The following is a 24095-nucleotide window of genomic DNA, read 5'->3' as shown; positions in this document are numbered from 1 at the left end:
ACGGCCTAGCGACGCGTCGGTTGACAGACCGCACGTGCTGTTTTCTACTGGCGGAGTGTCAGGTGTGAGGATCAGGGAGACGCGTGTGGACATCGGGTTGCTGGGTGCACTGAGAGTGCGGGAGAACGGGGTCTCGATCGTCCCGACCGCGTCGAAGCCCCGCCAGATACTGGCCCTGCTGGCGGTGCGCGCCGACCAGGTGGTGCCCGTCGCGACGCTCGTCGAGGAACTGTGGGCGGGCACCCCGCCGCGCAGCGCCCGCACCACCCTGCAGACCTATGTGCTCCAGCTGCGCGACCTCATCGCGACGGCACTGCGCCAGGGCGACGACCCCGGGAGCGCGCCGGAGCGGTCCGCGAAGGACGTCCTGACGACCCTGCCGGGCGCCTACCTGCTGGCCACCGGAGGCGGCGGCAGCGACATCGCGGAGTTCGAGCGGCTCGCCGAACTGGGCTACCGGGCCATGGACGACGAGAACCACGCGGGCGCCTCCCGCTTCCTGCGCCAGGCGCTGGACCTGTGGACCGGCCCGCCCTTCGCCGACGTGCACACCGGCGCCCAGCTGACCGTGGAGGCACGGCGGCTGGAGGAGGGCCGGCTGTGCGCCCTCGACCAGCGCATCGAGGCCGATCTGCACCTCGGCAGGCACCGCGAACTCCTGGCCGAACTCACGGTGCTGACCAGCCGCTACCGCTCCCACGAGAACCTGCACGCCCAGTTCATGCTGGCCCTGTACCGCTCGGGCCGGCGCAGCGAGTCCCTGCACGTCTACCAGCAGCTGCGCACCCACCTCGTCAGAGACCTCGGCCTGGAACCCTCCCCGCGGCTGCGCCGCCTCCAGCAGGCCATCCTCACGGCCACCGCCGAGACCCCGGGCACCCCGTCGCACCACGACGACCTGGCCGCACCGGCACCCGGCGGGGGCCTGGCGCGGGTGCCCTGAGCCCTCCGACCGGGCCCGGCGGTCCGTGCACGCCGGGGCCCCCGTCGAGGACGGGCCCCGGTGGTGTTCAGGGCTGGAGGGGGACGCACCGCACGGCGGCCGGGCCGGGTGTGCTGCCCACCCGGGTCGTGAAGGCGATTCCGGCGATGTACTCGTCGGCCGCGCACTGGCCCTTGTAGGCGCCGTACGCGTAGTCGTCGCCCGCGCCGTCGGCGGGACGGTTGTCGGACCGGTCGAACCACAGCGTCCGGCCACCGGTTCCCGGCGTGCGGCCGGCGGGCGCGCACAACGCCGCCGACACCCGCTCACCGCGTCGGCTGTACCCGATGACGAACTGGCCCGTAGGACACTGGAACTTGGTGTACCCGGAGGCCCAGTCGCCGCCCGCCGGCACGTACCGTTCGTCGGTCACGACCGTCTGGGTGGTGCCCGCGGCCCGCAGGTCGCCCGCCGTCGCGTCGGTGCACAGGCCGCGCCCGCCGGAGTGTGCGAGACCGATGAGCCGCAGCCCGTCCGGGCAGGCCGCCTTGGAGGCCCCCGAGTCCCAGTCGCCGTTCGTCCGCACCCGCAGCGACTCGACCTGGTCGCCGTGGTCCGTGGACAGCATGCGCCAGGTCGTTCCCGGCGCGATGTACCCGGTGCGGCCGGGGGTGTTCACCAGGTGGTCCCACGCGGTGGCCCGCCAGTCCCCTCCGTCGAGGAGGCCGGAGCGGTGCCCGGCGGTGTCGTAGCGCAGCAGCGCCCAGTCGTCGTGGCCCTCCCAGCCGACCAGCGGCCAGTAGGCGAAGTCCGTGTCGTGGTCGGCGAAGTAGTCGGTGATGTTGCCGAACCAGGTGCGGGCGGCCGTCCCCGTCTCGTTCGCTCCGATGCCGAACTCGCTGACCCATACGGGGGCCGTGTAGTGCTTGCCCTCGGCGGTGACGAAGAAGGCCTCGTCGGCCAGGGCCTGGTACAGGTCGTCGCGGCTCAGGTCCTGGTAGCGGGGATCGCTGGTCTCGCCGATGCCGGTGGCGCCGCTGTGCCGGGGACCCGTGTAGCCGTAGAAGTGCGCCGAGTAGACGAGTTTGTGGGCGTCCACGAGGGTGTTCGAGAGGGTGCGGACCGGCTTGAGGGTGGGGCGGTCGTGGGGGAGTCCGTCGACCGGCAGTCCCGTCCAGTTGATGCCCTCGATGACGATGAGGAGGTTCGGGTTGCCCTCGGTGAGGATGCGGTCGGCGGCGAGCTGGGCGGCGGCGTACCAGTCATGGGCGTCGCCCAGGCCCCAGTTGGGGTCGTCGAGCACGTCCCGGCGCACCTCGTTGTAGAGGTCGGCGCCCACGACACGGGCGTTCGCGGCGTAACGGCGGGCCATGAAGACCCAGTCGTCGGCCCACTGCCGGGTCGACTGGCTGCTGTTCCAGCGCTCGTTGCCGTCGACGCCGCAGCACCAACGGGACGTGTTGGTGTGGTTGTTGAGGACGACGGCGAAGCCCGCGCCGGTGAGGGCGGTCACGACGGCGTCGTAGACCTCCAGGGGCGTCTTTCCGCGCAGCTGCGGATTGGCCGCGACCGCGGCGTCCGGCACCGCGGCCGTCGTGTGGATCATCTCGTTCGAGAAGGGGAGCCGGACGCTGTTGATGCCGAGCGCCTGGAAATCGGCGAGGAGCTGGGGGAGCGTCGCGCGGTCCAGGCCGAGGGGGATGCCGTAGGAGTCCTGGCCGGCGTGGTGCTGGGCGGGGTCGGTGACGCTGCCGCTGCCGGTCCAGGAGCCCTGTGCGCCGTCCCAGTTGGCGGCCTTGAGACGGAACCGGTTTCCGTCGGCGTCGACGATGTAGCGGCCCCGGGTGGACAGCGGGGGCTGCCAGGTGCCGGTCGCCGACGCGGCCGAAGCCAGGTCGGGGGAGCGCGACACCGTGGTGGCGGGGGCGGTTCCGGACAGTGCGAGAACCAGGAAGGTCACTGTCAGGTACGTGACAAATCTGAGCGATGTGGTGAGCGACTTCGTGATCGACATCAGCCGTCCTCAGGGTGGATGCCGCGTGGGGGCGTGGCACCTTATCAGGGCGCGGGTCAGCGCAGAAGCGGCCCGTCCGTCTCGCAGGCCTCCGCCGTCCAGCCCTCGAGGTCGCGTTCGGGGCGCAGCAACCGCCTGATGGCGGCGGCGGAGGCACGATGCCAGTCACGGCTGCGGCGGAGCATCGCGTGGTCGCCGCCCCTGAGCAGCACCATGCCGGCCTGTGCACCGGTCTCACGGGCCTGGCGCACATAAGTGGCCGATTCGGCGGGCGCGGTGACCCGGTCCCGGTCCCCGTGCAGGACGATGATCCGCGTCCCGGTGAGACCGGTCAGGGGGTCGCCGGGCGGGCACCACGGCGCCAGCGCCAGCACCCCGCGCACCGACGGATCGGCCGCCGCGCGCAGCGCCGCCCTGCCGCCCATCGAGTGGCCGACCAGCACCACGGAGACGTCCCCGGCCCGGCCGCGCAGTTCGTCGAGGGCGCGCAGCGTGTCCTGGAGCGGGTCGGCGGCGTCGTTCCAGCCCCGGTAGCGGTAGCGCACCTGCCCGATCAGCACGTCACGGGGCGAGGAGACCGAGGCCGCGGCGCTCAGGAAAGGGCGCATACGCAGTGCGGCCGGTTGCCAGGGGCGGGCCGGACGGCGGCCGTTCTCCTGGCCGCCGTGCAGGACGAGCACCGCCGCGCGCGCCCTGTCCCGCGGTGCGCGACGCACCACCAGGGCGCCCCCGCCCGCCTCGACGACCCGTCCGTCGGCCACCGCGTCCACCTCAGCTTCCTCCGGCACCCAGGCTGCTCCCGCCATCAAACACTCCTGCGGGAATCCGCGGCCACCGAGGGGTGTGTGCGGCCGGTGCCGTCCCCGTGAACATCAGTTAGGCTCCATGGCGCACAGGGGACGCACAGCGGGGGTGGGGGACATGACCGACGGTATCGGCGCGCCTGAAAAGGACGGCAGACCGGTGGTCCAGGCGATCGCGGCGGTGGGCCTGTTCGCGGTCGTCGTGGGGGGCCTGTGGGCCCAGGGCAGGTTCGTCCACCAGAAGAGCGCGAGCAGTGAGCCGGCGGCCTGCTCGAAGTCGACCGACCGCCTCCCGGCCCGATACATATCCGGCGCGCGGTTGTGCAAGGCGCTGAACCGCCCGGACCTGCCTGCCCTGCTGGGAACTCCCGGGGAGCAGGCCGAGTCCGCCAGCGGCAGCGGGGACTGGATCACCCTCGCCGGCGGCGGGAAGATCGCCGATCCCGATGCGACGGTGACGCTGGACACCTACTCCGTGAAGCTGTCGGCGTCGTACGAGGACCTGACCGTCTCCGACATGGGCGACCTGATGGGCGACGCACGGAAGACGACCATCATGGGGCATCCCGCGGTCCTCTACTCCAGCCCGACCATCTCCATCGGCTTCAACCTCGGCGGCGGGAAGGCCACCACGGGCCCCGGCGGCACGGCGCGCTGCGTCCTCGTCTCGAAGCACGCGAAGGACGACGGCAAGGGCACCTTCGAAGTCTCGATCTGGCGGCAGGACGACGTACTGCCCGACGACACCGCCCTCGTACGGGCCGCCGAACGGGTCCTGCCCACCGTCCCGGGCTGGAGCGAAAACTGACGGCCCGGGAGGCCGCGGGAGAGGACTGACGGCCCCGGAGGCCGCGGGAGGGACCGGACGTGCGGCAGGGGTGCCCGGATTCCCGGCCACCCCTGCGGGTCGGTGTCAGAGCCTCACGGTGTGACGGTCGCCGTGGAGGTCAGAGTGTCCACGGCCGGCAGCGCCGGCAGGTCGGGCACCGCGCCGAGGAGGCCGGTGACCGCACTGAGGATCGGGGCGAGCAGCCCGGTGACGGCGCTCAGCACCCCGCCGAGGTCAAGCGAAGTCAGCGAGCCGAGCAGTCCGTTGACGGCTGCCTGGACCGCGTTCAGCAGGTCCGCGACGGGGTCGGCGGCTCGGGTCGGGTTCCGGTGCGCGCGGTCGGCGGCGCCGGGCTCCAGGTGCCGCAGCCGCTGCTGCACGGTGCTGCTCCACTCCCGTACCGCCTTGGCGTAGGCGGCGGCCCGGTCCGGGTCGAGCCGGGTGCCGTGCCCCGTGGTGAGGTTCGGCAGCGTGTCCAGAAGCGGGGTCAGGGCGCGGTCCTGCCGCGTCGTGTGCATCGCCTCGACGCGGTCCAGGAGCGTGGCGATGTCGGTGCCGGGCCACGGAACCGTCTGCGCGACACCCGGCCCCGACGCTTCTCGGCCGGCGTCGGCGGCGGCAGCGGAGGCGGCGGCCGGGCCGAGGACCAGGGCGGCGCAGACCAGGGGGGAGACGAGGAGGCCGCGGGAGACTAGGGCGCGCATGGGTTTCCTTTCGGGACTGTTGTTGCGCCCACCGTGTGAAGCGGTGCGGGGCGCCGCAACCGGTACTCCGGCCCAGGTGTCGCCCCGCCTGCCGTCGCCACGTCCCTGAACTGGTCTTTTGCTCCGCGTCAAGCATCCTTCCGAGTGTCGGCGGGAGGTTCGCCCGTAAGGGTGCGCGCGGCCGTCGCCGAGATCCGCACACGCGAAGAGGCCCGGCTCCGTGAGAACGGAGCCGGGCCTCTTGTGCTGGAGCGCCGGGCAGGCCTTGCACCTGCATTTCCCCGCAGGAAGCGGGGCGTCTTTCCTTGGACCACCAACGCATCGCCCGCTGCCCCGAGTCGGGGTGTCGAGCGCAAGATCGACTGTAGCGCAGACGGGTGACGCGCTCCAAACCGGGAGCGCGTCACCCCGGGGTGTCAGTCCGGGACCCGGGCCAGGTCGCGCAGCCAGGCCTTCGCCGAACTGTCGGACGGGGCCCGCCAGTCGCCGCGCGGTGAGAGGGAGCCGCCCGCCGAGACCTTCGGGCCGTTCGGCATGGCCGAGCGCTTGAACTGGGCGAAGGCGAAGAAGCGCCGGCAGAAGTACTCCAGCCAGTGCCGGATCTCCGCCAGGTCGTACGCCTTCCGGTCGCCCTCGGGGAAACCGGGCGGCCAGGCGCCCGCCTCCCGGTCGTGCCAGGCGGTCCAGGCCAGGAAGGCGATCTTCGACGGCCGGAACCCGTGCCGCAGCACCTGGTAGAGGGTGAAGTCGTGCAGCGCGTACGGCCCGATCTTGGACTCGGTGGACTGCAGTTCCTCGCCCGGCACCAGCTCCGGGCTGATCTCCGTATCGAGGATGGCGGCCAGGGTCTCGCCGGTCTCCGCGTCGAACTGTTCACTGCTGATGACCCAGCGGATCAGATGCTGGATCAGCGTCTTGGGCACCCCGGAGTTCACGTTGTAGTGGCTCATCTGGTCGCCGACACCGTAGGTGCACCAGCCGAGCGCCAGCTCGGACAGGTCGCCGGTGCCGAGGACGACGCCACCGCGCTGGTTGGCGAGCCGGAACAGGTAGTCGGTGCGCAGCCCCGCCTGGACGTTCTCGAAGGTGATGTCGTACACCGGCTCGTCGGCGGCGAACGGGTGGCCCATCTCCTTGAGCATGAGCCGGGCGGTCGGCGTGATGTCCAGCTCCGCCGCGGTGACACCGAGCGAGTTCATCAGCCGGTGCGCGTTGCCCTTGGTGTGCTCGCCGGTGGCGAAGCCGGGCAGGGTGAAGGCCAGGATGTCGCTGCGCGGGCGGCCCGCCCGGTCCATCGCCCGCGCGGCCACGATCAGTGCGTGCGTGGAGTCGAGGCCGCCGGACACCCCGATGACCACCTTCGGGCCGCCGATCGCCGCCAGCCGCTGCTGGAGCGCCGCGACCTGGATGTTGTACGCCTCGTAGCAGTCCAGGGCGAGCCGCTCGGGGTCTGCCGGCACGAACGGGAAGCGCTCGACGCGGCGGCGCAGGCCCAGGTCGGCCGTCGGCGGGTCGAGCCGGAAGGCGACGGTCCGGAAGTCGCCGGTGCGGGCCGCGTGCGTACGGCGGTTGTCGTCGAAGGAGCCCATCCGGGCCCGCTCCTGGCGCAGCAGGTCCAGGTCCACGTCGGCGACCGCGTACTGGTCGCCGAGCGGGAACCGGTCCGACTCGGCGAGCAGCGCGCCGTTCTCGTAGATCATGGTCTGGCCGTCCCAGGACAGGTCGGTGGACGACTCGCCCAGACCGGCCGCCGCGTAGACGTACGCGGCCAGGCAGCGCTGCGACGCGGAGCGGCACAGCAGCTTGCGGTCCTCCGCCCGGCCGACCGTGATCGGGCTGCCCGAGAGGTTCACCAGCACGGTGGCCCCGGCCAGCGCCGCCTCCGCGCTCGGCGGCACCGGCACCCACATGTCCTCGCAGATCTCGGCGTGCAGCACCAGACCGGGCACGTCCTCCGCCTCGAACAGCAGGTCGACCCCGAACGGCAGGCTCTCGCCGCCGATCCGGATCGTGCCGCCCCGCTCGTCGTCGCCCGAGGCGATCTGGCGCCGTTCGTAGAACTCCCGGTAGTTCGGCGGGTACGACTTGGGCGCCACCCCGAGGATCCGGCCCCGGTGCACGAACACCGCGCAGTTGTAGATCCGGTTGCGATGACGCAGCGGGGCGCCGACGACGAGCACCGGCAGCAGGTCGGCCGAGCCGGCCACCACCGTCTCGATCGCCTCCTCGACCTGGTCCAGCAGCGCGTCCTGCAGCAGCAGGTCCTCGATCGAGTAACCGGTCAGGCCGAGCTCGGGAAAGACGGCGACGGCGATCCCGTCCTCGGCGCAACGGCGGGCCTGGCGCAGCACCGCCTCGGCGTTGGCGAGCGGGTCGGCGATGACGGTGTGGCCCGTGCACGCGGCGACGCGCGCGAAGCCGTGCTCATAGATCGACCAGAAGTTCAACGGGGCTTCCTCGGGAGAGACGAACACGGTGCGGATGCCGGACGGAGGGCGTCGCCGTACACGGGCAGCCTCTCCTTCGACGGTCCGGCGGACTTCCTGCTCCAAGAAGCATAGATCGCCCGACGATCTCCGCCCTGACCAGGGGATTCCGCCCGGCCGCGGGGCCGTCGGCCGGGCCCGGCGGGTCAGAGGGGGGTGGTGTCCAGGAGGTCCGCGGCCATCAGGCGGGCGGGGGTCTCGGTCTCGGCGGCGACCCGGTGGAACGTCGCCTCCGCCCGGTGGGCCGGCCAGTCGGCCGGCAGATGCCGGACGGGCAGCCGGGGGTCGGTGCGGATGATGCCCAGCCACTCGCTGACCAGCCGCAGCCGGGTGACGACGGCATCGTCGCCCAGGCCGGGGCGCCAGGCCTCCCAGCGGGTGCGGAAGTCCTCGTACCGGGCCGCGATCGACCCCAGGTCCCAGGTGTCGCGGATCATCAGGTCGATGTCCGTCGCCTCGTCGGCCAGCGCGTGGAAGATCTTCACGTGGGCGGAGAGCCCGAGTTCGGCGACGACGGCGGAGACGTCCACCCGGCCCGGCGCGATCCACAGACCGCTGTAGAGCGGCCCGAAGCCGGACCAGCCGAGCTGCGAGCGCAGATCGTGCCGCTGCCGCTGCCAGGACTCGGGCAGCGAGAAGCCGAGCAGGGTCCAGGAGCCGTCCCAGTCGTCGTTGACGGCTCCCGTCTGCCAGATGCGCCGCCGGCCGTCCTGGAGGATCTGTGTGGCGGACGGCGTCAGGCCGAAGTACATCTTGCGGCCCTGCCGTTGCCGCTGCAGCAGGTTCCGGTTGACCATGCGGGTGAGCGTGGAGCGCACCGCCTGCTCACCGACGCCCGCCCGCCCCAGGACCGCGATGATGCTCCCCGAGTAGACGCCGAGCGGGCCCTGCTCCAGCACGTGGTTGCCGAAGAAGGCGAGCAGCAGCGACTGCGGGCGGGGCTGCGGGGTGTCCAGGGGCTCCGCGGGCTCTGGCGCGATCTCGGCTGTCACGTGCGCAAGATTACGGCCCCCGGCCGGCGTGCGGCGGCCCGGGTGATCTCACTTCCGGTGCTGGTCGCCCGGGTGGGACAGGCCGTACGGACGGGGGCGGGCACTCGGCTCGTACGCGGTGCGGCGCGCCGCCGAGGCGGGGTCGGCCGCGGTCGCGCGCGTTCAGGGACGCGGGGTCGCCGTCCTGCCAGTGGCCCGAGGCGACCCGGTCCTCCAGGGTGTGCAGCGCGCACACCGCAGTCGGCCGCCGCTCCGGTCGGTTCCCGGTCCTAGGGGTGGAGGTGTGTGCGGGCCTCCTCGATCCACCCCAGGACGGCCTTGGCGTCGCACTCCTCGGCGACCGACTGCGCCTCGTCGAGGTGCCGGAGTGCCGTCGGCGCGTCGCCGGTCTCGGCCGCGAGGTAGGCCAGCGCCACCAGTCCGGCCGCCTCCCCGGGCCGGAAACCGATCTCCCGGCGCAGCGCCACCGATTCGGTGAACCGCTCGCGGGCCTGGTCGAAGCGGCCCGCGTCCTTGTCGGCGAAGGCGAGATGGCGGACCGCGTAGGACATCGTCCTGCGGTCGTCGACGGAGCTCGCCAGTGTGTACGACCGCTCGAAGTACGGCCCGCCGGTGGCACCGTCGCCCTTCACCACCTGGTGCCAGCAGCCGACCCAGAACAGCGCGTCCGCCTCACCCGACGTGTCGCCGAGCCGCCGGTACAACTCGGCCGCGCGCTCGAACAGTTCCGGTTCCCGGCCGTTCTCCACGCGGTCGTTGAGGAAGCGGACGTGCAGCACCTTGCCCCGTGCCATGCACAGGGCCGCCTCGACCGCGTCCAGCGCGTCGTCGGACGCGTCCAGTGCGGCCGGGTCCCCGCCGAACATCGCGGCCTCGAACAACTCTTCCGTCTGTGCGACCCAGTCCTGCCCCGACATGAACGGCCCCTCCCCGTACGGCGATGACGACGATGCGCGGGGCGAGGCTATCGCCGTGTGCCCTGCGGGACCCGGCATTTTCCGGGGCGCTCGCGCCGGGGTCCCCGCCCCGGTCGCGCCATCACGCGGCCGGGGCGGGGACCGGTGGCGTCACGCGGCGGTGCCGCCCGCGTAGTCGCTGTTGAACGTGGTCTCGATGGTCGTGGCCACCGACTGCGCGACCCCCGTGCCCGTGAGGATGATGCCCAGCTCGCGGTTGTTGGAGAGGGAGTTGCTGCTGATGTTCATCGAACCGGCCTCCACCTCCTGGGTGGACAGGCCGTAGTCGGCGACCATGGCCTTGGCGTGGATGTAGAAGCCGTCGGGGTCGGAGTAGCCGACGACCGTGCCGCCGGCGGCCTTGATCGCGGAGACCTCGCTGGAGTAGTCGCCCGGTGTCTCCAGGACGACCCGCACCTTCACGCCCGCCTTGGCCCTGGCGACGATGGCGTTGACCACCGTGCTGTCGCTGAACTCCAGTTCCTCGACGTCGAGCGTCTTGGTGGCGGCGTTGACCACGGTCAGCAGGCGGCTGCGCGAGTCGGTGGGGGACCAGAGCAGGTGGTCGCCGTCCGTGGGGGTGATCGAGGTGCCTGCGTAGTCGGCGTTGAAGACCTTCTCGATCGCCGCGACGTCCCGGGTGTCGTCGGTGAAGACGCCGTAGTCCCGTCCGGTCGAGTAGTACTGGGAGGTCAGGTTGCCGGTCAGGACCAGCGACTTGGTGGCGTCCACCGTGATCGTCTTCTGGTGCGTGTAGACGAAGCTGGACGGCGACCACACCACGCCCACGCCCGCGTTCGTGAGAGAGGTGTAGGCGGAGTTGTTGGCGCTCTTGTGCGCCTGGTCCAGGACGACCCGCACGGTGACGCCCTTGTTCTCCAGGGCGATCAGGTCGTTGACGGCCGTGGTGTCCTCCAGCTCGTACATCGTCATGTCGAGCGAGCTGGTGGCCGAGTTGATGAAGTCGTAGATCGTGGGCTCGCTGCTGCTGAGCGAGAAGGCGAACGCGGAGTAGCTCGCGGCGTTCGCGGGGACCGCGGTGGCGACCACGGCCGCGCTGGCCGCCAGGGCGACACCCGCGCGAACGAGAAGCTTCGACAGCATTGCGTGACTCCTAGTTGAGTAGACGCTCACGTGGGGGGTGGGTGAGCGTGTGCATGACACCACGCGCGTAGACTGCCGAGGAAGAGAGGGCTGGTGAACTCGCCGTTACCTGGGGGCCGTACCGCCGGACAAAGTAGACTCCGCGCAGGTGGCGGTCGGTTCATGGGCGTCCCGCGAGAACGCAAAATGTTCGTAGCCGATCGCGGGCCGATCCGCGGGGCGGCCTGTGACGGTGGTTCAGCGGTGGCCGAGCGCCCGGGAGATCTCGCGGGCCGCGCCGACGACGAGCGGCGCGAGCACCCGGATGCGCTGCTCGTCGAGTTCGAAGGCCATCGACGAGATGCTGATACCGCCGATCCGGGTGTCGCGGCAGTCGTACACGGTCGCCCCGATGCACCGCGTGGACAGCTCGTTCTCCTCGTTGTCGACGGCGTAGCCGCGGTGGGCGATCTCGGCGAGGTGGCGCAGCAGTTCGTCCGGGTCGTCGATGGTGTGCGGGGTCACGGCCGGTGTCCCCGACCGCTGCAGGATCCCCCTGACCTCGTCCGCGGGGAGCGCGGCCGGCAGGGCCTTGCCGATGCCGGTGGAGTGCAGCGGGATCACCGGGCCCACGCGGGAGCGCATCTCGTAGGCGCGCAGCCCCTCCAGCTTGTCCACGTACACGGCCTGGTCGCCGTGGCGGAGCGCCGGGTGCACGGTGTGGGTGGTGGTGTCGCGCAGCCGCTGCGTGACCGGCCGGGCGATCGTCGTGATGCCCGCCTCGGACTCGGCGCGGGCCGCGAGAGTGAGCAGCCCGACACCGGGCAGACAGCCGCTCTCCCTGTCCCTGCGGGCCGAGCCCACGGTGACGAGTTCCTGGATGATGCGGTGCACGGTGGACGTGGGCAGCCGGGTGCTGCGGCTGATCTCGCTGACGCCGCGGTGCTCCGCCATCGCCTCGATGACCCGCACCGCCTTGGCCACCGCTCCGGGCCGGTCCGTCGTGGGCGACACGGACTCCCGGGGCGTCGGGGAGTCGCTCGCCGAGCGCCGCCTGCCTGCTGCCGCCGATGATCTCCCCGGTCGTCGTCGGCATCGTCCGGAAGGCCGCCCTGGACCGGCAGACCGGACTCGTCAACGAGCTCGTCTCCGCCCTGGGGTTCGGCCGCCCCGGCCGGCTCGTCTCACCGGACCTCGCCATCGCGACCATCGTCCTCGTCGGCGTCTGGATCCACGGGCGACGCCTTCGTCGCCGGGTACCTCGCGGCGCGGCGCTTCGGCAGCCGGCCCCCGCACGCCCTGCGCTGGGGCCACCTGCCGGCGGCGGCCGTCCTGCGGGTGCACAGCGACCACGCGGCGCCCCCGGGCCGCCGGGAACTGGAGACACTTGCCGACGACGGGAGCTGGAACCGCCGTTGACACCCGTCCTGCGCGGTGCCTTCGCCAAGCTCTCGCGCAGGGTGGTCAAGCGGTGGTGAGGGGGCCCCAGGCCGTCGTGGAGGAGGTCGAACGGCTGCCGGGCCGCTCGGACGGCCTCCGGGTAGCGGTCGTCGGCGGACTCGCCGTCCGCCGGCGCCTCGTGGTTCATGACGGCCAGTTCCCGCTGCACCATGATCACCTGGGCCGCCGCCAGGTGCGCGGTCAGCGGATCGGCGCCGGGCTCCCGCAACGCCTCGGACAGCGCCTCGATCCCGCGTGCGGTGTACCGCGTCAGCCGCGCCGCCAGGCTCTCCGTGTCGAAGATCATCCTCAGGAAGGAGACGATCTCGGGAGCGTCGTTCAGTCCGGTGTTCGGGTCGCGTCGCGCCAACGCGTCCAGCAGCGCGTCGAGCGGCTGCCGACCCGCCGACGAGGAGGTCGCGGCGGTCCGTACCCTCACGACCGAACTACTGCGCCTGCCCGACACCAACCGCTACCTCTCGGGCGTGATGTCGGGCCTCGACACCCGGTACCCCGGCGTCGGCCCCCGGATGATCGACCTGGAGCTGACCACCGAGTCCGGCCCGACCCGGGTGAGCCGGCTGATGCACTCCGGCCGGGGCCTGCTGCTCTCGCTCGACGGCAGGCAGCGGCCCGTGGGCCACCGGTCCGACCGGGTCGAGCACGTCGCGGCGAAGACCGACGAGGACGTGGCGGGCGCCGAGGCCCTGCTGATCAGGCCCGACGGCTACGTCGCCTGGTCCACGACCGACGGCAGCCCCCTCGAACGGCCCTCACCCGGTGGTTCGGCTGAGCGGACGCCGTAGACCGACCATGTCGTCGGCCCGGGGCATGGTGGAGTCGAAAGTCAGGCTTCCTCGATGGTGCGCCCCGGCATCGGCTCCGCGAGCGCGGCCCGCCACGCGGGCGCACCGAAGGGGCCGGCGAAGTACTGCGTCTCGTGCACCACCTGCCGACCGGCGAATTCCATGACGCTCACTGAGTACGACGGCACGCCGTCGTACGTGATGACGCATTCGCTCACCCACACCTGAGCGTGGCCGGTGATGCGCAGGACGGTGAAGTGCCGGTCGGCCGGGTGCCCACCGCGTTGCGCCGCGATCGTCTCGCGGCCCCGGAAACGCTCGCCCGACTGCGGGTAGTCCAGGATCGCGTCCGCGGCGTAGACGGCGTGCTCGGCGGCGATGTCCCCGCGTTCCGACGCCCGCCAGTGCTCCTCGATCGCGGCCCTGATCAGGGACTCGGTATCCATGGCACCGCCCTTCCCCGGCAGGGCCAGCCTAGCCACCCCCGGCCGGGCGGGCGCGTCGCGAGCACACGAGCCCGTCAGGAATGGAGAAGCGTTCGCGGTGCTGCCCGGCTAGCGTGGCGGCCATCGACGGAGGCCTCGCGCAGCAGATGGAGTGGGTTTGAGCATGGCCAGAATGACCGAGACGCAGACGTCCGAGACGCAGACGTCCGAGCCGCATGTGGCCGACAGCCACGGCCTGATCCGGGTGCACGGCGCGCGCGAGAACAACCTCAAGGACGTCAGCATCGAGATCCCCAAGCGCCGGCTGACCGTCTTCACCGGCGTCTCCGGCTCGGGCAAGAGCTCCCTGGTGTTCGACACCATCGCCGCCGAGTCCCAGCGGCTGATCAACGAGACCTACCCGGCCTTCGTCCAGGGCTTCATGCCGAACCTGGCCCGCCCCGAGGTCGACGTCCTCGACGGCCTCACCACCGCGATCATCGTCGACCAGCAGCGGATGGGCGGCGATCCCCGCTCCACCGTCGGCACCGCCACCGACGCCAACGCCCTGCTGCGGATCCTCTTCAGCCGCCTCGGCAAGCCGCACATCGGCTCGCCCAAGGCGTTCTCCTTCAACATCGCCTCCATCAGCGGCGCGGGCGCCGTCACCGTCGAACGCGCCGGGCAGAAGGTCAAGGAGCGCCGCAGCTTCAGCATCACCGGCGGCATGTGCCCGCGCTGCGAGGGCCGCGGCGCCGTCACCGACCTCGATCTCGCCCAGCTCTACGACGAGAACCTGTCCCTCAACGAGGGCGCGATCACCGTCCCCGGCTACAAGGGCGGCGGCTGGAACTCCCGCCTCTACGCCGAGTCCGGCTTCTACGACCCGGACAAGCCGATCAGCAAGTTCACGAAGAAGGAGCTGCAGGACTTCCTGCACCGCGAGCCGACCCGGATGAAGATCGCCGGGATCAACATGACCTACGAGGGTCTGATCCCGCGCATCCAGAAGTCGATGCTCTCCAAGGACAAGGAGTCGATGCAGCCGCACATCCGCGAGTTCGTGGAGCGGGCGGTCACCTTCGCCACCTGCCCCGACTGCGACGGCACCCGCCTCAGTGAGGGCGCCCGCTCCTCGAAGATCGACGGGATCAGCATCGCCGACGCCTGCGCGATGCAGATCAGCGACCTGGCCGCCTGGGTCGGGGGCCTCGACGAGCCCTCGGTGGCGCCCCTCCTCGCCACGCTCCGGCACACCCTCGACTCGTTCGTGGAGATCGGCCTCGGCTATCTCTCCCTCGACCGTCCCGCCGGCACCCTCTCCGGAGGCGAGGCGCAGCGCACCAAGATGATCCGCCACCTCGGCTCCTCGCTCACCGACGTCACCTATGTCTTCGACGAGCCCACCACCGGTCTGCACCCGCACGACATCCAGCGCATGAACGGCCTGCTGCTGCGGCTGCGCGACAAGGGCAACACGGTCCTGGTCGTGGAGCACAAGCCGGAGGTGATCGAGATCGCCGACCACGTCGTCGACCTCGGTCCCGGCGCCGGCGCGGGCGGCGGCACCGTCTGTTTCGAGGGCACCGTCGACGGCCTGCGCAAGGGCGGCACCATCACCGGCCGGCACTTCGACGACCGGGCCGCCCTCAAGGAGAGCGTCCGCAAGCCCAGCGGAGCGCTGGAGATCCGGGGCGCCTCCACCCACAACCTCCAGGGCGTCGACGTCGACATCCCCCTCGGGATACTGACCGTCGTCACCGGCGTCGCCGGCTCCGGCAAGAGCTCCCTGGTGCACGGCTCGATTCCGACGGGCTCCGGGGTGATCTCCGTCGACCAGGGCGCCATCCGCGGCTCCCGGCGCAGCAACCCGGCGACGTACACCGGACTGCTCGAACCGATCCGCAAGGCCTTCGCCAAGGAGAACGGCGTCAAGCCCGCCCTGTTCAGCTCCAACTCCGAGGGCGCCTGCCCCACCTGCAACGGTGCCGGCGTCATCTACACCGACCTGGCGATGATGGCCGGCGTCGCCACCACCTGCGAGGAGTGCGACGGGAAGCGGTTCGAGGCGTCCGTCCTCGAGTACCGCCTCGGCGGCCGCGACATCAGCGAGGTACTGGCGATGCCGGTGACCGAGGCCGAGGAGTTCTTCGCCGCGGGCGAGGCACACATCCCGGCCGCCCACCGCATCCTCCAGCGGCTCACCGACGTCGGCCTCGGCTACCTCACCATCGGCCAGCCTCTCACCACGCTGTCCGGCGGCGAGCGCCAGCGCCTCAAGCTGGCCACGCACATGGCCGACAAGGGCGGCGTCTACGTCCTCGACGAGCCGACCGCCGGTCTGCACCTCGCCGACGTCGAGCAACTCCTCGGCCTGCTCGACCGGTTGGTCGACTCCGGCAAGTCGGTCATCGTCGTCGAGCACCACCAGGCGGTCATGGCCCACGCCGACTGGATCATCGACCTCGGCCCGGGCGCCGGCCACGACGGCGGCCGGATCGTCTTCGAGGGCACCCCGGCCGACCTGGTCGCCGCCCGCGCCACCCTCACCGCCGAGCACCTCGCGCAGTACGTCGGCGCCTGACCGCCCTACCCGGACGCGGTGCGCAGGAACTCCGCCACCAGCGGCTCCTGCGCACCGCTCCGGCACACCAGCGAGAGCTCGACGATGTCGGCGCGGTCGGTGAGGGGCCGGAAGGCGGTCCCGCGCACCGTCACATGGGGCACGAGAGTCACCCCGAAACCGCAGCCCACCATGGCCAGTTGGGTCATGATCGAGCCGGCCGGATGGCGTACGTCGGGGGTGAACCCGGCCCGCCGGCAGGTGGCCGTCAACTGGTCGTGGCAGTCGGGAGAGGCGTCCCGGCTCAGCCAGACCCAGGGCTCCTCGGCGAACCGCGCGAGGTCCACCGGCCGCCCGCTGCCGTCGACGAGGGGATGCCCGGCGGGCAGGGCGACGACGAACCGGTCGTGCCGCCAGGGCCGGGCGCGCAGCCCGCGCACGGGTGCGTCGGGTCGTACGACCGCGATGTCCAGTTCGTGCCCGGCCACCAGTTCCTGCCCGGACGGTGTGTCCACCTCCACCACCCGCAACTCGACGCGGGGCCGCACCCGTCGGAACTCGGCGATGGTGCTGCCCCCGTCGACGCCACCACGGGCGGCACGGTCGGTGACTTCCTCGACGACGTCCCGCCCGGCGCGGTCGTCGTCATGGCCAACGACGGCCGTACCGACGTCACCGTCTGGGGCGGCATCATGACCGGGGTCGCCGCCATCGCGGCACCGCGGGCACCGTCATCGACGGCGTCCCCCGAGACGTCTCCGCCTCGCTGACGCAGCACTACCCCCTCTTCACCCGCGGCCGCTTCATGCGCGCGCTGTCGTGCGCCCCGGGGACCTGGTCGTCGGCGACGCGGACGGTGTGGTCGTCGTACCCGCCGAAGCCCTGACCGAGACCCTCGACCGGTCGGACGACCGGGTCGCCGCCGAGCAGCGCGCCCTCGAAGCCGTCCGCCGCGGGGTCACCACCCTCGAGTACTACCGCCTGGGGCAGAGGAGCACGCCATGACGGACCGCACGAACGAGCGGGTGGGACCGCGCGTCGACGGCGTGGCCCTGGACATCGCCGTCCTCCGCCGCACCGGCGAGGGCGACCCCGTCCTCTTCCTGCACGGCTTCGGCTCGACCAAGGAGGATTGCGCCGACTTCGCCGGCGGCCCCTTCCTCGCCTACGACGCTCCCGGCTGCGGCGAGACGACCTGCGAGGATCTGTTGCCGAGCGCTTCCACCTCGTCGGCCACTCCATGGGCGGCCTCACCGCCCTCCTGCCGGCCCACCCGGAGCCCGAGCGCGTCCTCAGCTTCGTCGACATCGAGGGCTACCTCGCCCCGGAGGACTGCTTCCTCAGCCGCCAGATCGTCACCCACCGCACGGACGACCCCGCCCACTTCCTCGCCGGCTTCGCCGACCGCGCCCGTCGCTCGACCGAGACCTCCAGCGCCCTCTACGCGGCGAGCCTGCGCCACAAGGTGCGGCCGGAGGCGGTGCGGGGGATCTTCGAGTCGATGGTCGCCCTGTCCGACCACGGCGACCTCATGAAGAAGTTCCTCGCGCTGCCCTTCCCGCGCATGTTCCTGTACGGCGCCGAGAACGCCCACCTGTCCTACCTGCCCGAACTCGCGGCGCATGGCGTGGAGCTGGCCGCGATCCCGCACAGCGGGCAGTGGCCGATGTACGCCGACCCGGTCGCGATGCGGGAGCGGATCGCCGCGTTCCACGGCCGTCGGTCGACAGGAGACTGACAGGGCCAAGAGCTTGAGACTTCAAATGGGCTGGGCGAGACTGGTCCCGTCTCCGTTTGATTCTTCAAACGCACGCCCTTCCCGGACGTGTCCCCCCATGCCCTCCCCTGGAGTTCGTTGTGTCCGTTACCTCTGAGGCAGTCGCCGTCCGCCGTGGCCCGCTCGTCGTGGCGGGAGGTGTCGTCGCCGCGATCGTGGTGGCCTCGATCGTCAACACCGTGATCTCGCTCATCGCCCTCGCCGCCGGCGCGCCGGACGACTTCCAGCCGCTGAAGGCCGGGTCGTACATCTTCCTCACGGCGGTCGGCACCCTGATAGGCGCCCTCGGCTGGGCCGTCGTGCGCAAGGCGGCGAAGGACCCCGAGGCACTGGTGCGCCGGCTGGTGCCGACCGTCGTCGTGGTGTCCTTCGTGCCCGACTTCCTGCTCTACGGCAACGGCGGCGCGATCGGTGTCGGCGCGCTGCTCCTGATGCATGTCGCGGTCGCGGCGGTCGTGGTGTTCGCCTACCGCAAGGTCATGCCGCTCTCCTAGCGCCGGGCGTTCGCGGCCTACGGCACCCGGTTCAGCGGCGCGTCCGTCCGGTCCGCGATCTCCTCGGCCGTCACCCCTGGCGCGCACTCCACGAGCACCAGCCCCTCGGCGGTCACGTCCAGGACGCCGAGGTCGGTGATGATCCGGTGGACGCAGTGCTCGCCGGTCAGCGGCAGGGTGCACTCCTTGAGGATCTTGGGGGTGCCGTCCTTGGCGGTGTGCTCCATCAGGACGATGACCCGGCGGGCGCCGTGGACGAGGTCCATCGCGCCGCCCATGCCCTTGACCTTGCCGGGGATCATCCAGTTGGCCAGGTCGCCGGTGGCGGAGACCTGCATGGCGCCGAGGACGGCGGTGTCGATGTGCCCGCCGCGGATCATCCCGAAGGACAGCGCGGAGTCGAAGAAGGACGCGCCGGGCAGGACGGTCACGGTCTCCTTGCCGGCGTTGATCAGGTCCGGGTCGACCTCGTGCTCGCGGGGGTAGGGGCCGGTGCCGAGGATGCCGTTCTCGGAGTGCAGGACCACCTGGACGCCGGGCGGGAGATGGCCGGGGATCAGGGTGGGCAGGCCGATGCCGAGGTTGACGTAGGAGCCGTCGGCGAGTTCGGCGGCGGCGCGGGCGGCCATCTGGTCGCGGGTCCAGCTCATGCGCGTACGGTCCTCTTCTCGATCTGCTTGGCGTCCGCCTGGCCGGCGGTCAGCTCCACCACCCGCTGGACGTAGATGCCGGGCAGTTGCACCTCGTCCGGGTCCAGTGCGCCCGGCTCGACCAGTTCCTCGACCTCGGCGAGGGTGACCCGGCCCGCCATGGCGGCGAGCGGGTTGAAGTTGGCGGCCGACTTGCGGAAGACGAGGTTGCCGTGCCGGTCGCCGCGCCAGGCGTGGACGAGCGCGAAGTCGGTGGTGATGGCGTGCTCCAGGACGTAGCGGCGGTCGTGGAAGGTGCGGATCTCCTTCACCGGGGAGGCGAGGGCCACCGACCTGTCGGGGGCGTAGCGCCAGGGCAGCCCGCCGTTGGCCACCTGGGTGCCCACACCGGCCGGGGTGTAGAACGCGGGGATGCCCGCGCCGCCGGCGCGCAGCCGTTCGGCGAGGGTGCCCTGCGGCACCAGCTCCACCTCCAGTTCGCCGGAGAGGTACTGGCGGGCGAACTCCTTGTTCTCGCCGACGTACGAGCCGGTGACCCGGGCGATGCGGCCCGCGCCCAGCAGGACGCCGAGGCCCTGGCCGTCCACACCGCAGTTGTTCGACACGACTTCGAGACCGGTGGCGCCCTGGTCGTACAGGGCGCGGATCAGAACGGCCGGGATGCCGCTGAGGCCGAAGCCGCCGACGGCCAGCGACGCGCCGTCGGGGATGTCGGCGACCGCCTCTTCGGCGCTCGCGCTGACCTTGTCCATGGGGGCCTTTCTGTTGCTCTCGGTTCAGGAAGCGGCGCGTACGGCGGCCGGGTGGGGTCTCCCGGACGGTCGCGTCACGGCCGCTCCCGGGTGCGGCGCCGGGCGGTCGGCAGCGGGAGCGGATCGGGCCCGGCGACCACCGTGTTGGAGACGCTGCCGATGCCCTCGACGGTGAGCGTGACGGTGTCACCCGGCTTCAGCGGCGGCGGGTCCTGCCTGCCCCGCACCCCCCACAGCTCGGCCAGGCAGCCGCCGTTGCCGCAGGTGCCCGAGCCGAGTACGTCGCCCGGGCGCACCCAGGTGCCGCGCGAGGCGTAGGCGACCATCTCCTCGAAGGTCCAGCTCATGTTGGACAGCAGGTCCTCGCCGACCACCTCGCCGTTCACCGAGGCGGTGAGCGCGAGCCGCAGGAAGCCGTCCGGGTCCCGGTGCTTCTCGAACTCGTCGGCGGTGACCAGGTAAGGGCCCAGGGTGGTGGCGGTGTCCTTGCCCTTGCAGGGGCCGAGGTTCACCTTCATCTCGGCGGACTGCAGGTCGCGGGCGGACCAGTCGTTGAAGACGGTGTAGCCGACGATGTGCTCTCGGGCCTGTTCCGGGGTGAGGTCGCGGCCCTCCCTGCCGATCACCGCGGCGACTTCGAGCTCGAAGTCCAGCACCTGCGAACCGGGGGGTACAGGGATGTCGTCGTGCGGGCCGTACACCGCGTAGGGGTTGGTGAAGTAGAAGGTCGGCGCCGCGTACCACTGCTCCGGCACGCCCGCGTTGCCGTCGATGGACCGCCGTACGCCCTCGACATGCTCCTCGAAGGTCACGAAGTCCCGCACGGTGGGCGGTTCGAGCGGCGGGAGCAGCCGTACCTCCGACACGTTCGGGCCGGCCGGCACGTCGAGCATCGCCGCGCCCGCCGCCAGGAGTTCGGGCAGCCCTCCGCACGCCCCGAGCAGCGCGGCCAGTGAGCTGACACCGGGGAGCGGATACAGCGTGCCGTCCGTGTCGACGACGGCCACATGGCGTCGGGAGCGGTACTCGTACGTGGCGAAGCGCATGGGAGGTCCTGTCGTCAGGAGAACGGGTGGCGCGGACCCGGGGGTGCGGCGGGCAGTCAGGGCAGTGACAGGGGATCGCCGCACCCCCGGAACTCGGGGAGGTCAGACCGGCGGGGCCACGAAGACACCGCGGTCGACGTCGTTGAACGACTCCTTGGCGACCAGCTCGTTCATCGGGTTGGCGGTGCCCCACTGGTCGGTGACCTCGGGCCTGGAGAAGTCGTAGACGCTCGGGTGCCAGGTGTCCTCGTCGAGGAGCTCCAGCTCGGTCGTGTACTCGACCGTGTTGCCGTGCGGGTCGAGGAAGTAGGTGAAGGTGTTGTCACCGGCCATGTGCCGGCCCGGACCCCAGACCTTCTTGAAGCCGGCCCGGATCACCCGGCCGGAGCCGCGCATGTACTCGTCGATGCCGCGCATCTCGAAGGACACGTGGTGCAGCGAGGTGTGCGGGCCCTTCGCGAGGGCCATCGAGTGGTGCTGGTCGGAGATCCGCATGAAGTGCATGACCTCGCCCATGTGCGGCGAGCTCAGGGTGTCGGAGAGCCGGAAGCCGAGGTGCTCCTCGTACCAGGCGCGGGTCCGGTCCAGGTCCGGCGAGTTGAGCACGACGTGCGACAGCTTGACCGGGATCGACTCCTTCTCCTCGATCCTGCGGTGCTGCCGTACCTCGACGTCCGCGGAGACCTCGACGGTGCGGCCGTCCACGTCGAAGAACCGGAAGCCGTAACCGCCCCCGGGAGTGTCGACCTTGCCCGGCTGCGAGATCAACTGCACTCCGCCCGCAAGGAGTTGCTCGGCGAGGATGTCGACGTCCGCAGCGGAGGCGGCGCCGTAGGACACCAGGTCGAGCCGCTTCTCGTCGGCCTTGCGCAGCCGGACGACGTACTGCTCGGGCGAGCCCTCGGCGGCCAGGAAGGAGATGCCCGAGTCCTCGGCGACCTTGGTCAGACCCCAGACACCGGCGTAGAAGTCCAGCTGCTTGTCGTAGTCGGGCACGGCGAGGTCGACGTGCCGGAGGTGGGTGAGCAGACGGTTGCTCATGGGGGGTTCCTCCTCAGAACGGAATCAGCACAGGTTCAGCAGTACGGCGGCGGTGGCGCCGCGGACGGCATGGAAGTCGGGGTCGGGCAGGCCGGCCGCCCGCAGCGCGCCCAGCGGGTCCTCGGTGCCCATGTCGAAGGGGAAGTCGGAGCCGAGGAGCACCCGGTCCGCGCCCGCGACCCGCACCAACTCCCGCAGTACGTGCGGGTCGTGGACGAGGGAGTCGAAGTACAGCTGCTTGAGGTAGCTGCTCGGCTCCCGCGCGCAGTCCCGGGCGTCGGGGCGGGCCCGCCAGGCGTGGTCGGAGCGGCCCAGGTGGGTCGGCAGATAACCGCCGCCGTGCGCGGCGATCAGCTTCAGGCGCGGATGACGGTCCAGGACACCCGAGAAGATCAGGTGCGAGAGCGCGACGGCGTTCTCGGTGGGCTGGCCGACCGTGTTGGACAGGTACCACCGGTCCAGGCGCTCGTCCAGCGTGCAGCCGAACGGGTGCAGGAAGACCAGCGCCCCCGTCTCCTCCGCCCGGGCCCAGAAGGGCTCATAGGCCGGGTGCGACAGCTCGCGGCCGGGCGCGTGTGAGGAGATCTCCACGCCCCGCAGCCCCTGCGCCACCGCGTCGTCGAGCAACTCCGTTGCCAGTTCCGGGTGCTGGAGCGGGACCAGCCCGAGGCCGTACAGCCGGTCGGGGGCCTTCGCGCAGTGCCCGGCGGTGCCCTCGTTGGCCAACCGGCAGACCCGGTCGGCCAGTTGTGCGTCCGCCCAGTAGTGGTAGTGCGACGGTGACGGGCTGACCAGCTGTACGTCCACGCCCTGCGCGTCCATCGCGGCCAGCCGCACGGCGACATCCGTCAGCCGGGGCACCCGCTGCCCGACCATCGGCCCGTTCACGGCCAGCGCGGCCGGTCCGTTGCGGCGGGCGTCCAGAGCGCGGGCCTCGGCCAGCCCCGGCTGTCCGGCGACGGCCTGCTCCACGTCCGGGAGCAGGAGATGGGCGTGGACGTCGATGGTCGGTGTCGACCCGGGCTCGGTCACGGCAGTTCCTTGAGAGCGGTGAGAGTACGGCCCATCAGCCCGGGCACGTCCGCGTCGCGCCGGCCTTCGAGCATCCAGTCGGTGAGCTGACAGGAGGCGTCGACGACCAAACGCACCCGGGGCAGCCGCCGGGCGTGGTAGCCGGTGAGCACCCGGTCGAGGGATTGGGTGTCCCAGTCGTCCAGGCCGGTCAGCAGCTCGGCCAGGACCAGGACGTCCTCCAGGGACATCGCGGCGCCCTGGGCGAAGGTGGGCGGGCAGGCGTGCGCGGCGTCGCCCACGAGCACCACCCGGCCCCGGTGCCAGAGGCCCTCCACCAAGTGCCGGTCGAACCACGTGTAGTTGACGACCGAGGGGTCGGTGAACGCCTCGCGCAGCTCCTTCCAGGCGCCGCCGTAGCCCTCGCTGAGCGCCCGCATCTCGTCGGCGTACGAGGCCGGGTCGATGGCGGCGCGGTCGCGGGCCGGTTCGACGAGGTAGGTGTAGACCGTGTCCTCGCTGGTCGGGCAGTAGCCGGCTATGAAGCAGCGACCGCCGTAGATCATCTCGGTGCGGGATACGCCGGCCGGGCGGGGCGCGGGGGCCCGCCAGATCCCCATGCCGACGGGCTCCGGCTCGTCGGTGATGCCGATCATCCGGCGGGTCGCGGAGTGCAGGCCGTCGGCGCCGGCCACCAGGTCGTACCGGCGGCTCGTGCCGTCGGAGAAGGTGACGTCGACACCCTGGTCGTCCTGCTCGAACGCGGTGGCGGTGGTGCCGAGCCGGACGTCGGCGCCCGAGGCGCGCACCCGGTCGATCAGATGCTGCTGGAGTCTGGGTCGCTGCATGCCGATGTGGGCGGGCAACTGGTCGCCGCCGGTGCGGAGTTCCTCGTGGGCGTGGATCACGGTGCCGTCGGGGGCGAGGACGGCGACCCCGTTGGCGGCGTACCCGTCCTTCTCGACGTCCTCCAGGACGCCGACCTCGCGCAGCACCCGCAGCGCGTTGCCCTGCAGGGTGATGCCGGAACCGGCCACGGCCTTCCAGTCGGGGCTCGCCTCGACGAGATCGACGGCGATCCCGGCCCGGCGCAGCAGGACCGTCAGGGCGTTACCGGAGGTGCCTCCGCCGACGACGAGGACGGTAGGGGTGAGGCGGTCAGCCATGTCGGGGGATACCTCCCGGGGTTGGGCCGCGCGACTTCGGGCGGCGTGGATGCGGCTCCTGCCCGCAGATGGCGCGGGCCGGGGGAGAGATGGGGGAGCGGAGGGCCGGATGCGCCGCCGCTGTCCGGGGAGTGC

General features: G+C 71.8%; 26 protein-coding genes. 10 read left to right on the top strand and 16 right to left on the bottom strand.

Annotation, left to right across the window (positions count from 1 at the left end):
- The first annotated feature begins 85 nt into the window (after window positions 1-85).
- Complete coding sequence (locus tag ACFZDK_RS35545; RefSeq protein WP_390978399.1) at window positions 86-943, top strand: BTAD domain-containing putative transcriptional regulator; 858 nt, start codon at window positions 86-88, stop codon at window positions 941-943.
- Between the two features lie 67 nt (window positions 944-1010).
- Here the strand turns inward: ACFZDK_RS35545 and ACFZDK_RS35540 are convergent, their stop codons facing one another.
- Window positions 1011-2936 (bottom strand): cellulase family glycosylhydrolase, encoded by a 1926-nt coding sequence (locus ACFZDK_RS35540; protein WP_390978397.1) that lies wholly within the window; start codon window positions 2934-2936, stop codon window positions 1011-1013.
- Window positions 2937-2992: 56 nt separating this feature from the next.
- On the bottom strand, window positions 2993-3742 hold the full coding sequence (locus ACFZDK_RS35535; RefSeq protein WP_390978395.1) for an alpha/beta fold hydrolase: 750 nt from the start codon (window positions 3740-3742) through the stop codon (window positions 2993-2995).
- Window positions 3743-3857: 115 nt separating this feature from the next.
- On the opposite strand from ACFZDK_RS35535, the gene ACFZDK_RS35530 reads away from it, so the two are divergent.
- A complete protein-coding gene (locus tag ACFZDK_RS35530; RefSeq protein ID WP_390978393.1) occupies window positions 3858-4547 on the top strand; it encodes a DUF6215 domain-containing protein in 690 nt (229 codons plus the stop codon).
- A 113-nt stretch (window positions 4548-4660) separates the two neighbouring features.
- Here ACFZDK_RS35530 and ACFZDK_RS35525 read toward each other — a convergent pair whose 3' ends face one another.
- From ACFZDK_RS35525 to ACFZDK_RS35500, 6 genes are all read right to left on the bottom strand, one after another.
- Window positions 4661-5272, bottom strand: coding sequence for a hypothetical protein (locus tag ACFZDK_RS35525; RefSeq protein WP_390978391.1), 612 nt, complete (start codon window positions 5270-5272; stop codon window positions 4661-4663).
- Window positions 5273-5688: 416 nt separating this feature from the next.
- A complete protein-coding gene (locus ACFZDK_RS35520; protein WP_390978389.1) occupies window positions 5689-7719 on the bottom strand; it encodes an NAD(+) synthase in 2031 nt (676 codons plus the stop codon).
- Between the two features lie 185 nt (window positions 7720-7904).
- Complete coding sequence (locus ACFZDK_RS35515) at window positions 7905-8750, bottom strand: PaaX family transcriptional regulator C-terminal domain-containing protein (RefSeq protein ID WP_390978387.1); 846 nt, start codon at window positions 8748-8750, stop codon at window positions 7905-7907.
- A gap of 269 nt (window positions 8751-9019) precedes the next feature.
- The gene (locus tag ACFZDK_RS35510) at window positions 9020-9667 is read right to left on the bottom strand and encodes a tetratricopeptide repeat protein (protein ID WP_390978385.1); all 648 of its coding nucleotides are present in this window, start codon (window positions 9665-9667) and stop codon (window positions 9020-9022) included.
- 150 nt (window positions 9668-9817) lie between these two features.
- Entirely contained in the window at window positions 9818-10810 is a 993-nt protein-coding gene (locus ACFZDK_RS35505; RefSeq protein ID WP_390978383.1) for a phospholipase D-like domain-containing protein, read from the bottom strand.
- Between the two features lie 237 nt (window positions 10811-11047).
- Window positions 11048-11803, bottom strand: a complete 756-nt coding sequence (locus tag ACFZDK_RS35500) for an IclR family transcriptional regulator C-terminal domain-containing protein (protein WP_390978381.1) — start codon at window positions 11801-11803, stop codon at window positions 11048-11050.
- A 56-nt stretch (window positions 11804-11859) separates the two neighbouring features.
- Between ACFZDK_RS35500 and ACFZDK_RS35495 the strand changes: the two genes are divergently transcribed.
- Together ACFZDK_RS35495 and ACFZDK_RS35490 are read left to right on the top strand one after the other, a co-directional pair.
- A complete protein-coding gene (locus ACFZDK_RS35495) occupies window positions 11860-12267 on the top strand; it encodes a hypothetical protein (protein ID WP_390978379.1) in 408 nt (135 codons plus the stop codon).
- A 108-nt stretch (window positions 12268-12375) separates the two neighbouring features.
- Window positions 12376-13035: a hypothetical protein gene (locus tag ACFZDK_RS35490; RefSeq protein WP_390978377.1), complete on the top strand. Its 660-nt coding sequence runs from the start codon at window positions 12376-12378 to the stop codon at window positions 13033-13035.
- Between the two features lie 41 nt (window positions 13036-13076).
- Here ACFZDK_RS35490 and ACFZDK_RS35485 read toward each other — a convergent pair whose 3' ends face one another.
- Window positions 13077-13481 (bottom strand): nuclear transport factor 2 family protein, encoded by a 405-nt coding sequence (locus tag ACFZDK_RS35485; RefSeq protein WP_390978375.1) that lies wholly within the window; start codon window positions 13479-13481, stop codon window positions 13077-13079.
- 172 nt (window positions 13482-13653) lie between these two features.
- Between ACFZDK_RS35485 and ACFZDK_RS35480 the strand changes: the two genes are divergently transcribed.
- Window positions 13654-16044: an ATP-binding cassette domain-containing protein gene (locus ACFZDK_RS35480; protein ID WP_390978373.1), complete on the top strand. Its 2391-nt coding sequence runs from the start codon at window positions 13654-13656 to the stop codon at window positions 16042-16044.
- 5 nt (window positions 16045-16049) lie between these two features.
- On the opposite strand, the gene ACFZDK_RS35475 is transcribed toward ACFZDK_RS35480, so the two are convergent.
- Window positions 16050-16538, bottom strand: coding sequence for a LysR substrate-binding domain-containing protein (locus tag ACFZDK_RS35475; RefSeq protein ID WP_390978371.1), 489 nt, complete (start codon window positions 16536-16538; stop codon window positions 16050-16052).
- Between ACFZDK_RS35475 and ACFZDK_RS35470 the strand changes: the two genes are divergently transcribed.
- The 5 genes from ACFZDK_RS35470 to ACFZDK_RS35450 all read left to right on the top strand — a co-directional run bounded on the left by ACFZDK_RS35470 (window position 16500) and on the right by ACFZDK_RS35450 (window position 18294).
- Complete coding sequence (locus ACFZDK_RS35470; protein ID WP_390978369.1) at window positions 16500-16793, top strand: hypothetical protein; 294 nt, start codon at window positions 16500-16502, stop codon at window positions 16791-16793. The genes ACFZDK_RS35475 and ACFZDK_RS35470 overlap by 39 nt on opposite strands.
- The gene (locus ACFZDK_RS35465) at window positions 16703-16909 is read left to right on the top strand and encodes a hypothetical protein (protein ID WP_390978725.1); all 207 of its coding nucleotides are present in this window, start codon (window positions 16703-16705) and stop codon (window positions 16907-16909) included. The genes ACFZDK_RS35470 and ACFZDK_RS35465 overlap by 91 nt, the downstream gene beginning before the upstream one ends.
- Complete coding sequence (locus ACFZDK_RS35460; RefSeq protein ID WP_390978367.1) at window positions 16843-17028, top strand: hypothetical protein; 186 nt, start codon at window positions 16843-16845, stop codon at window positions 17026-17028. The genes ACFZDK_RS35465 and ACFZDK_RS35460 overlap by 67 nt, the downstream gene beginning before the upstream one ends.
- A 127-nt stretch (window positions 17029-17155) precedes the next feature.
- Window positions 17156-17761 carry an alpha/beta fold hydrolase gene (locus ACFZDK_RS35455; RefSeq protein ID WP_390978365.1) on the top strand — a complete coding sequence of 202 codons (606 nt, stop codon included), beginning with the start codon at window positions 17156-17158 and terminating at the stop codon, window positions 17759-17761.
- A gap of 119 nt (window positions 17762-17880) precedes the next feature.
- The gene (locus ACFZDK_RS35450) at window positions 17881-18294 is read left to right on the top strand and encodes a DUF6069 family protein (RefSeq protein ID WP_390978363.1); all 414 of its coding nucleotides are present in this window, start codon (window positions 17881-17883) and stop codon (window positions 18292-18294) included.
- A gap of 17 nt (window positions 18295-18311) precedes the next feature.
- Here ACFZDK_RS35450 and ACFZDK_RS35445 read toward each other — a convergent pair whose 3' ends face one another.
- The 6 genes from ACFZDK_RS35445 to ACFZDK_RS35420 form a co-directional block, all read right to left on the bottom strand.
- Window positions 18312-18944 (bottom strand): 3-oxoacid CoA-transferase subunit B, encoded by a 633-nt coding sequence (locus ACFZDK_RS35445; RefSeq protein ID WP_390978361.1) that lies wholly within the window; start codon window positions 18942-18944, stop codon window positions 18312-18314.
- Window positions 18941-19696 (bottom strand): 3-oxoacid CoA-transferase subunit A, encoded by a 756-nt coding sequence (locus ACFZDK_RS35440; protein ID WP_390978359.1) that lies wholly within the window; start codon window positions 19694-19696, stop codon window positions 18941-18943. Before ACFZDK_RS35440 ends, ACFZDK_RS35445 begins: the two co-directional genes overlap by 4 nt.
- Window positions 19697-19770: 74 nt before the next feature.
- Window positions 19771-20742, bottom strand: a complete 972-nt coding sequence (locus ACFZDK_RS35435; protein ID WP_390978357.1) for a fumarylacetoacetate hydrolase family protein — start codon at window positions 20740-20742, stop codon at window positions 19771-19773.
- Between the two features lie 102 nt (window positions 20743-20844).
- On the bottom strand, window positions 20845-21783 hold the full coding sequence (locus ACFZDK_RS35430) for a VOC family protein (RefSeq protein WP_390978355.1): 939 nt from the start codon (window positions 21781-21783) through the stop codon (window positions 20845-20847).
- Between the two features lie 24 nt (window positions 21784-21807).
- Window positions 21808-22815 carry an amidohydrolase family protein gene (locus ACFZDK_RS35425; protein WP_390978353.1) on the bottom strand — a complete coding sequence of 336 codons (1008 nt, stop codon included), beginning with the start codon at window positions 22813-22815 and terminating at the stop codon, window positions 21808-21810.
- Window positions 22812-23960 carry an FAD-dependent monooxygenase gene (locus tag ACFZDK_RS35420; protein WP_390978351.1) on the bottom strand — a complete coding sequence of 383 codons (1149 nt, stop codon included), beginning with the start codon at window positions 23958-23960 and terminating at the stop codon, window positions 22812-22814. The genes ACFZDK_RS35425 and ACFZDK_RS35420 overlap by 4 nt, the downstream gene beginning before the upstream one ends.
- Window positions 23961-24095 lie beyond the last annotated feature (135 nt).

The sequence above is a fragment of the Streptomyces sp. NPDC007901 genome (genome assembly GCF_042959465.1).
Taxonomy (GTDB): Bacteria; Actinomycetota; Actinomycetes; order Streptomycetales; family Streptomycetaceae; genus Streptomyces.
The sequence above is the reverse complement of the archived record's forward strand: the minus strand, read 5'-3'. Positions and strand labels throughout refer to the sequence as shown.